This window comes from Ruminococcus sp. SR1/5, assembly GCF_000209835.1.
GTDB lineage: Bacteria > Bacillota > Clostridia > Lachnospirales > Lachnospiraceae > Blautia_A > Blautia_A fusiformis.
Genome location: NC_021014.1, coordinates 351,947 through 360,881 on the forward strand (window position 1 = coordinate 351,947; position 8,935 = coordinate 360,881).

12 protein-coding genes and 1 pseudogene are annotated in these 8,935 nt (G+C 35.2%); 10 read left to right on the forward strand and 3 right to left on the reverse strand.

Translation table 11 applies throughout. The features are described 5' to 3' along the window. Window positions 1-165 precede the first annotated feature (165 nt). The 8 genes and pseudogenes from CK1_RS01785 to CK1_RS01810 all read left to right on the forward strand — a co-directional run bounded on the left by CK1_RS01785 (window position 166) and on the right by CK1_RS01810 (window position 5,966). Window positions 166-462, forward strand: coding sequence for a hypothetical protein (locus CK1_RS01785; RefSeq protein WP_306288683.1), 297 nt, complete (start codon window positions 166-168; stop codon window positions 460-462). 4 nt (window positions 463-466) lie between these two features. Further along, window positions 467-712, forward strand: coding sequence for a transposon-transfer assisting family protein (locus CK1_RS01790; protein ID WP_015524609.1), 246 nt, complete (start codon window positions 467-469; stop codon window positions 710-712). A 700-nt stretch (window positions 713-1,412) separates the two neighbouring features. Then, complete coding sequence (locus tag CK1_RS17800; RefSeq protein WP_015524611.1) at window positions 1,413-1,649, forward strand: hypothetical protein; 237 nt, start codon at window positions 1,413-1,415, stop codon at window positions 1,647-1,649. Next, the gene (locus tag CK1_RS17805) at window positions 1,639-2,571 is read left to right on the forward strand and encodes an NTF2-like N-terminal transpeptidase domain-containing protein (RefSeq protein WP_015524612.1); all 933 of its coding nucleotides are present in this window, start codon (window positions 1,639-1,641) and stop codon (window positions 2,569-2,571) included. The genes CK1_RS17800 and CK1_RS17805 overlap by 11 nt, the downstream gene beginning before the upstream one ends. Window positions 2,572-2,573: 2 nt before the next feature. Further along, a complete protein-coding gene (locus tag CK1_RS17810; RefSeq protein ID WP_353611096.1) occupies window positions 2,574-3,536 on the forward strand; it encodes a penicillin-binding transpeptidase domain-containing protein in 963 nt (320 codons plus the stop codon). 166 nt (window positions 3,537-3,702) lie between these two features. Continuing rightward, a pseudogene (locus CK1_RS01800) lies at window positions 3,703-4,733 on the forward strand (DUF6070 family protein). Further along, complete coding sequence (locus tag CK1_RS01805; RefSeq protein ID WP_015524615.1) at window positions 4,720-5,136, forward strand: hypothetical protein; 417 nt, start codon at window positions 4,720-4,722, stop codon at window positions 5,134-5,136. The pseudogene CK1_RS01800 and the gene CK1_RS01805 overlap by 14 nt, the downstream one beginning before the upstream one ends. Continuing rightward, window positions 5,082-5,966, forward strand: coding sequence for a DUF6070 family protein (locus CK1_RS01810; RefSeq protein WP_244791180.1), 885 nt, complete (start codon window positions 5,082-5,084; stop codon window positions 5,964-5,966). The genes CK1_RS01805 and CK1_RS01810 overlap by 55 nt, the downstream gene beginning before the upstream one ends. Here CK1_RS01810 and CK1_RS01815 read toward each other — a convergent pair. Both CK1_RS01815 and CK1_RS01820 read right to left on the reverse strand, forming a co-directional pair. Next, complete coding sequence (locus CK1_RS01815) at window positions 5,939-7,744, reverse strand: BlaR1 family beta-lactam sensor/signal transducer (protein WP_353611097.1); 1,806 nt, start codon at window positions 7,742-7,744, stop codon at window positions 5,939-5,941. The two genes, CK1_RS01810 and CK1_RS01815, sit on opposite strands and share 28 nt — an antisense overlap. A gap of 54 nt (window positions 7,745-7,798) precedes the next feature. Next, entirely contained in the window at window positions 7,799-8,170 is a 372-nt protein-coding gene (locus CK1_RS01820) for a BlaI/MecI/CopY family transcriptional regulator (RefSeq protein ID WP_015524618.1), read from the reverse strand. A gap of 121 nt (window positions 8,171-8,291) precedes the next feature. Here CK1_RS01820 and CK1_RS01825 point away from each other — a divergent pair, with 121 nt between their 5' ends. Both CK1_RS01825 and CK1_RS01830 read left to right on the forward strand, forming a co-directional pair. Further along, window positions 8,292-8,501 (forward strand): hypothetical protein, encoded by a 210-nt coding sequence (locus CK1_RS01825; RefSeq protein ID WP_306288685.1) that lies wholly within the window; start codon window positions 8,292-8,294, stop codon window positions 8,499-8,501. A 32-nt stretch (window positions 8,502-8,533) separates the two neighbouring features. Next, window positions 8,534-8,704, forward strand: coding sequence for a winged helix-turn-helix domain-containing protein (locus tag CK1_RS01830; protein WP_306288686.1), 171 nt, complete (start codon window positions 8,534-8,536; stop codon window positions 8,702-8,704). 23 nt (window positions 8,705-8,727) lie between these two features. Here the strand turns inward: CK1_RS01830 and CK1_RS01835 are convergent. Further along, window positions 8,728-8,935 (reverse strand): hypothetical protein (locus CK1_RS01835; RefSeq protein ID WP_502685088.1); only part of this gene is annotated, 208 nt, incomplete at its 5' end.

Sequence of the window (8,935 nt, forward strand, 5' to 3'; positions counted from 1 at the left end):
GGTCCTTTGGGTAAACTGTATTGGTACTGTTTATACGATGGGTGATCTGATTCAAATTACTGCTGATATTTCCCAGCAGGGTATTCATTTTTCGGATATGAGAGTAGTCTACTTCATATACAAATCCATCTGATTGATATGATTCCACATTATAAAGAAAGTCCATTGGTACAGAAAGCAATCAACGATATGGAAAAATATCTGAACGAGAAACATGAAAAGGTGCAGGAAACAAAACAGACTGTGGAAGTGAAACAGGAAGTTCCAGAAGCACCAGTCAAGAAAGAATCCGGATCAGTGGAACCGAACCGGGCACAAAAGAAAGAGCCGGCAAAGGGCGAAAAAGGGGAACTGAAAAAATCTGTGCTGCAGTCGTTGAAAAAGTTTCAGGCAAGGGCAAAAGCACAGGAACAGAAAAATAAAGAAGCAGAAAAACCAAAGCACATAAGAAGGGGAATGTAGAATTATGATGGATCTGACAATGAACTTTGATACAGACGAATGTTTAGTAACCGCAATGTTTGATAAAGGAAACAGAAATGACACAATGGAAGCAATCGACCATATCATTCCATTTCTAAAAGGGGATGCGGATATGATTAGGCTTGTCTGCAATACCCTAAGAAAGCTGTTATGCATGAGTGATGAAGGCTATGAGACTTTTCTTATGGACTTGGAAGATTATAAATCGGAACTGGAAGAGAGGGAATGAATTCAAGCCAGAGTGCAGTATAGCAGGTGAAAGATGAGAAGCGAAGGAAAAAGTGTCAGCATTGAGAAGTGTTAACAGGTATATATTGGAAGAATTCAGCCAGGGGAACTCTGGCTGATATAAAAACACATCTGCAGAAATAGTGACTGAAGAAATTTTGAGTAGTGGAATTGGGAAGAAGTATTTAGATACTATAATAAAGAGATTAGCTGGCTTGTATACTAACAGAGAGGACATAGTAAACAGATTTGCGTTATTATCAGGGATTGTAGGGAGATTCCGAAGAGCTTTTGTTCAGATGATGAAACAATAGGATTGGTACAGGAAATATATGGAACAAAAGTTAATAAAGGGATTTGTTGCGTTTTCTGCTATAATAATCTGCCAGCAAAGAATGTGTTGTCTGAATATGTTTGTGATTATAAGAAACGAGCAGGGTTATTTCAAAGATCAGCAGATTTAGAGTAGTTCTTTTTTTCTGAGAGAAAATTAAAAATCGTTTTTGGTTCTTCTGGAGAGTGATTATAGCGTTTGGGAAACATCCGGAGAAACCATTACCTCAGAGTGTCGTAAAGTTCTTTATCAAAGAAGGCTTTGAGATGCCCTTTCTTTTTTATGCAAATCTTTTCTCTTGTCTACATATATAAACCTAAGAAAAAGCTTGACGTTTAAATATTACAAGTGTAATATTTAAGAAAATATGAAAAAAGGAGAAATAAAACTATATGAGAAAAAAGAAAAGAAAAAACACACGAAGATTATTACAAAAATAGTTTTATTTAGCGGTATATTGATTGGTGGTGGAATCGGTATTGTAACAATAATGAATTGTAATGTTCCTGAAAAAAGACTAATGGAATATATGAAATATATTGAAAAGGGGAATATGAGCAAATGTATGCCATGCTGGATCAGAAAAAAGCAGCATGAACAGTAAGGAAGAATTTATAGAACGAAATTCTAAAATATATGAAGGCATTGAGATGTCTGATCTGTCCATAACCGATATTACAGTAAAAAGACAAGAAAACGGAAATGCGGCAGTTTCCTATACAACAAATATGCAGACTGCTGCAGGAAATGTAGAATTTACCAACGATGCGGTATTTTCACATGATTGGACAGGATATCATTTAATCTGGCAGGATCAGTTGATTTTTCCAGAGTTATCTGCAACGGATAAAGTTCAGGTAACGTCAGAAGAGGCAAAGAGAGGAGATATTTTAGACAGAAATGGTCGTCAGTTGGCTGGAGAGGGAACTGCATCTTCGGTAGGAATTGTTCCGGGCAGGATGGAGAACAGAGAAGATACAATAAAAAAACTGGCAGAGTATCTTGGAATTGGAGCAGACGAAATTGAGGATAAGTTAGAAGCCGGTTGGGTAAAAGCAGATTCTTTTGTACCAGTAGCAACAATTCCTAAAATACAAGAGGTCGATCTTCTGACAGTGAATCCGGATAAAACTGTTCTGGAAGAAAAAGAAAAGCAGGACACATTATTGAAGATTCCAGGTATTATGTTATCTGATGTAAAAGTACGAACTTATTATCTAAAAGAAGCTACCTCTCATCTGGTAGGGTATGTACAGGCGGTTACAGCCGAAGATTTGCAGGAACATAAAGGGGAAGGGTATCGTACAAACAGTGTGATTGGAAAGACTGGACTGGAAACGCTTTATGAAAAAGAACTAAAAGGAACAGATGGGTGTGAAATCTGTATTGTAGATGCAAATGGAAATAAAAAAGTGTTATTGCATATGAGCCTAGAAAAGATGGAGAAGATATCCATACTACGATTGATGGTGATCTTCAAAGTACTCTTTATGAACAATTTAAAGAAGACAGAGGATGTTCTGTAGCTTTGAATCCTTATACAGGGGAAGTATTGGCGTTGGTAAGTACGCCATCTTATGATAATAATGATTTTGTACGTGGAATGGACAACAGCCAGTGGAGTGCATTAAATGAAAATGAAGACAGGCCTTTATACAACCGCTTTCGCCAGACATGGTGTCCTGGCTCAACTTTTAAACCTGTAATTGCTGCAATTGGATTAAAAGTGGGGGCATTTACTGCAAATTCCGATTTTGGAAATGAGGGTCTGGCGTGGCAGAAAGATTCCTCGTGGGGAGATTATACAGTGACTACACTTCATGATTATGAACCTGTGATCTTGAAAAATGCGCTTATTTATTCAGATAATATTTATTTTGCAAAAGCAGCATTAAAAATTGGTGCGGATCAACTGATGCAGTCTCTAAATCAAATAGGATTTAATCAGGAACTTCCATTTGATATTAAAATGTCAGAGTCCCAATATTCTAATATGGACAAGATAGAAACAGAAATCCAGCTTGCTGACAGTGGGTATGGACAGGGACAGATTCTGGTAAATCCTTTGCATCTTGCAAGCATTTATACGGCTTTTCTAAATGATGGAAATATGATAAAGCCATATCTTCACGCGGATGGTGGAAGCACTTCCAGTGAAATCTGGATAAAAGATGCTTTTTCACCACAAATTGTTTCGGAGGTTATGGAGGGGTTAGAGGGTGTAGTGAATAACCCGGAAGGAACTGGTTATGGAGCATGCCGGGAAGACATTAGATTAGCAGGAAAAACCGGAACAGCGGAACTGAAAGCTACAAAAGAAGATACATCTGGAACAGAAATTGGCTGGTTTACAGTTTTTACTACAGATAGAGATACAAAGAATCCTATTTTGCTCATCAGTATGGTAGAGAATGTGAAAGATATTGGAGGAAGCGGTTATGTGGTGGAAAAGGATAAGGCGATACTGGATGAATATCTTGGTAATGAATAATTTTTACCTTTAAATATTACAAATGTAAGAGGAAAATGATATGAAAAAAATTTGGAAAATATTTGTGGGAGTTATTTTTCTTGCTGTCTGTAGTGGATGTGGCATAAAGAAAGAGCAGAAAAAGACAATTGAAGATACGAAAGAAAAAATTTACAGAGAGTGTGAAATGCTAGCAGAAGGCTATCGGAACATATATGAGAATGCTGTGAAAGAAAATGCACTATATGAGCTGAGTACAATACAAAAAAGTATGGATTATTTTGGAAAATATGGATATGCAGTAATTGATTCCTACAATCAGCTGGATATGGTTCAAAGTATTAAAGTAGATGATTTTTTGAAAAAAGCAGAAAAAGAGAAGAATGGAAAAACTACTATATTTCAAGTTATAGCAGGGGATTATTTTATCCGGTATGATCTGAAAACCAAACAGGGGAAAATAGACGTTGAAGTAAGCTCTTTTAAATGGAAAGAGGACACTTGGCAGGAAACATATTATCATGAGTTTAGAGCTAATTCATGGAAATATACAGAAAACGGGCATTTCTTTATAGAAGAATATCATCCGGCAGGATATGATGGACCGTCTGGATATCGGGACTTTCGGGTAGCACCGTTAAATAAAAAATGTCGGGAGTTGAATCGAAAATATATACTTCCTTTTGGATATACACTTAATAAATTGTTTACTTCTAATTGGAGTGAAAAAATTATGATGGAATAAATTTTTATGATGTTTTTGATCGTTTACTTTCAATGGAAGAAAAAACTGATGAATTTAAGGAAGGAAAGACTTATGAAATCCCAAAAGAATCATTTGAAACGATATTTCAAAAATATTTTAATATAAGCGCAGAGATACTGCAGACAGGAACGGTATTTCACACAGAAATACAGACATATCGGTATCGAACCAGAGGAATCGTATATGATTTTGCTCCCACACCATATATTCCATATCCGGAAGTTGTTTCCTACATAGAAAATCAAGATGGAACAATAACACTGGAAGTAAATGCGGTATGGCCACAAAAAGAATTAGATCAGGCGTTTTGTCATAGCGTAACCATTCGGCTGTTAGATAAAGATAGATTTCAATATGTATCCAATTATGTATCAAGGTCAGAAATAGAGGTTACCTGGTATACGGAAAGATTATCAGACGAAAAGTGGGAGGAATGTTATGGAGATAATTGATATGATTACAAAAAGAAAACTGAAAAAGATGATGAGCGTTTTATTTATTTCGGGATGCTTTTTCATAGGAAATACAAAATGTAAAGGGGCTGATTTAGAATATATTTCACAGGAAACTGCGAATTATGCTGTACAAGAAAGAGGATATGATTTGCCAGTAGATGAAGTCGTGAAAGAAGAAGCTATTGAAGATTGTAAGAATGTTATGAATCAGATGAAAGTCATTTATCAAAAGGCGGATAAAGGGACTTCATCGAATATAGTAGTTTCTGAGACAGTAATGGAAGAAATGCAGGAAGTATTAAAGGAAAAAATGTCCCCGTTATTACATCAGCACCGTATTCAAATATGGCTAATTATTCTAAAATGGAAGAATTTCTTTTCAGGGCAGAACAGGATCTGACAGGAGATATCGTCTTATATAGGATTAACAGGGATGGTGGGATAGAAAGACTCAAATTCAATTATGATGGGACAGATATGTATTTGCTGGCTGTGAAAGCTGTTTGGGGTATGAACGACAATCCATCTATTGTATATGTTTCGTATACAAGGATAGAAGAATGGAAATATACAGAAAAAGGCTGGTTTGGTTATACGCTATGCGTTCCAAAGTATCCGGAAGTATCAGAAGCGGTTGATGGCAGTTCTATGATAAGAATTAAACCTTTAAGTGATGAATGCAGGGAAGTTTCAAAGAGGTGTGTGTATTTGCTTGGATATCAGGGGAATAATCTTTTATGTTCTGATTGGGATAGATCTGATATGGAAGGGTTAGATTATAATGGTTTATATGAATATTTATATCGAATGAAATACGGGGAGAGATATGAGTTTTCAGGTAACTCAAGTGGAATTCCGGCAGAAGAGTTTGAAAATCTGATAATGGAGTTTTTGCCGATAACAGCAGATCAAATTAAAAAATGGGCAGTATTTGATTCGGAACATCAAACTTATGACTGGGAACGATTAGGCTGTTTAAATTATAGCCCTACTCATTTTGGAACATCTTTACCGGAGGTCGTTGAAATAAGAGATAGCGGAGAGGGAAACAGTGTGTTGGTTGTTGATGCTGTATGTGATACATTTATATGTAATGATGCCGTTATTACAAGTGAGCTGACTGTTAAGTTCAACGATGATAAGAGTTTTAAATATATGGGGAATAAAATTCTGAATAATGGTACGAAAGAAGTTCCCAAATATCAATATAGAATAAAAAGAAAGAACTGATAACAACTATCAGCCCTTTCATATTTGTTAATTCCATATATGTAATTTTTTAAGATATCAGAAGTGATTTCAAATGCTTTTTTGCCAGTTGCATTAGAATCACTTTGGATATTGGTTGCAAAATAATAGCTGTTATCGGAAGTTTCTACATATCCGATAAACCAGCCGTTGATATCCTGTCCGTTGACACGACCGGTTCCAGTTTTTCCGTAGAAATTACCATTAGGTGTACTGGCAATTTTTATAGCATTTTTAACAGAAAATACATTTTGGAAATTTAGATGGAATTCATTTGTGTTAAATTTTTTTAATAATGTTACTTGCTCTAAAGGCGAGATTTTTAATGAAAAATCGGACCAGTATAAATCCAGATTTGAACTGGTTGTTTGGTTTCCATATTCTATTTTATTCAAAAATTCCTGGACTCTGTTAATTCCGAGCTGCGAATCAATTGCCTGGAAATACCAGTTAACGGAATTTTGCATAGCAGAGTTTAAATCCTGATCAGCTTCCCAGGATGGAAAAGGAAAGGCATCACCATTCCATGTCATGGAAGAGTGTTCTGGTGTGATGATTCCGGATTCCAACCCTAATAATGCATCGTATATTTTGTAGGTAGACTCTGGCGGAATACGTTTGGTGGCTTCTTCAAGATCGTATATTTTCCAGGAATCCAAATTATTGTCATACAAAACAAATGATCCATCATATGTTCCAAATGTTTCGGATATATCTAACAGGGAGATATTTTTGTCTGTATCACTAAAATGATATACGTTTTGAGTAGAGGCATCAATGGATAAAATGGGTGTACATCCAATAAAAACAGCACTAATGACCAGATAAATTATCAATGCTCTCATTTTTTGATAAAGAGTTTCTTTCCTAAAAACGGCGATGTTGAGAATACGTCGTTTCATCTGCCTGAAATTTCCGGACATTCCAACTGCCAGTGGAGAGGAAAAAGAGGATATTTTTTCTGCAAAATTAATCAGTGTAGTTCCATAAGCTTGGTATTCATCAGCAGAAATCATCTGCAATACAGCAGAATCACAGGCTATTTCACGGTCACAGAGAATTTCTTTTAAAGTGTACCAAACAAAAGGGTTAAACCAGTAGAGTATATTACTTATGACCATGAGGAAGCCAATAAATGTATCTTTGTGACGGTAATGCTGTAATTCGTGTAGCAGCATAAAACGCATATCATCAGGATTCAGTTCGGAAATTAAATGGATGGGAATGTAAATTCTGGGATGTATTATTCCGATTAAAACTGGTGATTTTAAAAATGCAGTACTGTAGACTGATACTGGGTGAGAGATTTTAAGTTCCTTTAAACAATTGTAATAAATAGTTTTTACCTGCTGATTTTGAAGCGGGAGAGCAGATCTTTTTATGGAACGTACATAGTTTAATGAATGAAGGGTGAGGACTGACATAATCATAACACCCGTTATCCATATTAGAAAGAGTATGGTATTCAAGCCTCCAGAAAATTGACTACTGATGGAAACTGAAAAATCATTCACCTGGTTTAACAAAATATTTTGTGTATTACTGGTAAGTTCGGATAGCGTGTCGGTACCAGAGTTAAGTCCTGAGTCAGTTTGAAAAAATGTAACCATGAAAAAAGTTGTGAGCCATGAATCTGTACAGGAAAAAATGGCACGGCAAGTAATAAAAATAAAAGAAAACAGAGATGGTACTGTGTAGTCGCAGATAAATATTTTTTCAGAAGTTTTTTTGTTCCGATTATTACAAGTGTAAAAATACATATGAAGATATTACTGATTAAAAAGTGGATGATCCAGTTGCTCATTCAAAACCTCCTATTTCTGATGTTTTGATAATAAATGGCGTAAGTTATCAATTTCTGTTGAAGAGAGCTTATCGTCTTCAAGGTAAGAAGCCAGCATAGAAGAAAGATTTCCATTATAATATCGCTTTAAAAAAGAATTGCTTTCCTGGCGTATATATTCATCTTCTTGGACTAATGGAGTATAGACAAATACCCGGCTTTGTTTTTCGCAGGAAAGAGCTTTTTTGGAAACAAGTCTCTTGATAAGAGTTTGAATTGTTTTTGGACTCCAGCTGGTAGTTAGAGTAAGTTTTTCTGTAATTTCATTTGTATTGATGGGAGCATATTTCCATACAATTTTCATAACTTCAAATTCGGCTTCTGAAATCTGGGGTAGTGACATAATAAAATCCTCCTGCTAAATCCTACATATGTAATAAATATATTATATTACTTGTAGAAGAAAAAAGTCAAATGGCAGATGATATATAGAATATAAAATTAATAATGTAGAGGCAATAAAGGTGAAAAAGATAGAAATTATTGAGAGAATCACAGATGCTAATGGAAGCATAAGTGAAAACATATTGACTAGCTGGGAACATAAAAACCAATTCATACCGGAAATTATAAGGTTTGGAGAATTAAAAATATATCTACAGGAACGAATTGTTAAAAAGAATGATAGTGATGTTCATCTTTCAAAATATGAATATGATATTTTACTTTTTTAGCGAAAAGTCCAGGTAGAATATTTGGAAAAGAAATGGTTTATGATCTGGTATGGAATGAACCTTATTCCGGTGATTATAATGTGGTTATGCGACATATCTGCAATATCAGAGAAAAAATAGAAGATGATCCTGGACAACCATTATATATACAAACAGTACGAGGTGTAGGATATCGGTTTAATGGGAATTTAGGCAGCGAGTGAAATCGCTGCCTATTATTATGGTTTTACAAAGAAGGGAGTTGGTTATGAGAAGATCTTTGTATTTCAGGAGCATCCTGTTTGAGATATTTGGACAGGTTTTGATGTATCAATTCCAACTCTTTTATTTCTTGCTTAAAAGAAACGTATTGAGTATTTAGAGATTCTTTTCTGGAAATAAGATCTGCAATTTGCTCTTGCAACTTATTGGAATTAAGATGTTTCAGGTTTATA

What these genes read in the sequence shown, in the direction of transcription:
- CK1_RS01815 (WP_353611097.1), bottom strand. Translation starts at nt 7,744, where the DNA reads ATGTATTTTTACACTTGTAATAATCGGAACAAAAAAACTTCTGAAAAA.
- CK1_RS01805 (WP_015524615.1), top strand. Translation starts at nt 4,720, where the DNA reads ATGGAGATAATTGATATGATTACAAAAAGAAAACTGAAAAAGATGATG.
- CK1_RS01830 (WP_306288686.1), top strand. Translation starts at nt 8,534, where the DNA reads ATGGTTTATGATCTGGTATGGAATGAACCTTATTCCGGTGATTATAAT.
- CK1_RS17805 (WP_015524612.1), top strand. Translation starts at nt 1,639, where the DNA reads ATGAACAGTAAGGAAGAATTTATAGAACGAAATTCTAAAATATATGAA.
- CK1_RS17800 (WP_015524611.1), top strand. Translation starts at nt 1,413, where the DNA reads ATGAAAAAAGGAGAAATAAAACTATATGAGAAAAAAGAAAAGAAAAAA.
- CK1_RS01820 (WP_015524618.1), bottom strand. Translation starts at nt 8,170, where the DNA reads ATGTCACTACCCCAGATTTCAGAAGCCGAATTTGAAGTTATGAAAATT.
- CK1_RS01810 (WP_244791180.1), top strand. Translation starts at nt 5,082, where the DNA reads ATGGCTAATTATTCTAAAATGGAAGAATTTCTTTTCAGGGCAGAACAG.
- CK1_RS01790 (WP_015524609.1), top strand. Translation starts at nt 467, where the DNA reads ATGATGGATCTGACAATGAACTTTGATACAGACGAATGTTTAGTAACC.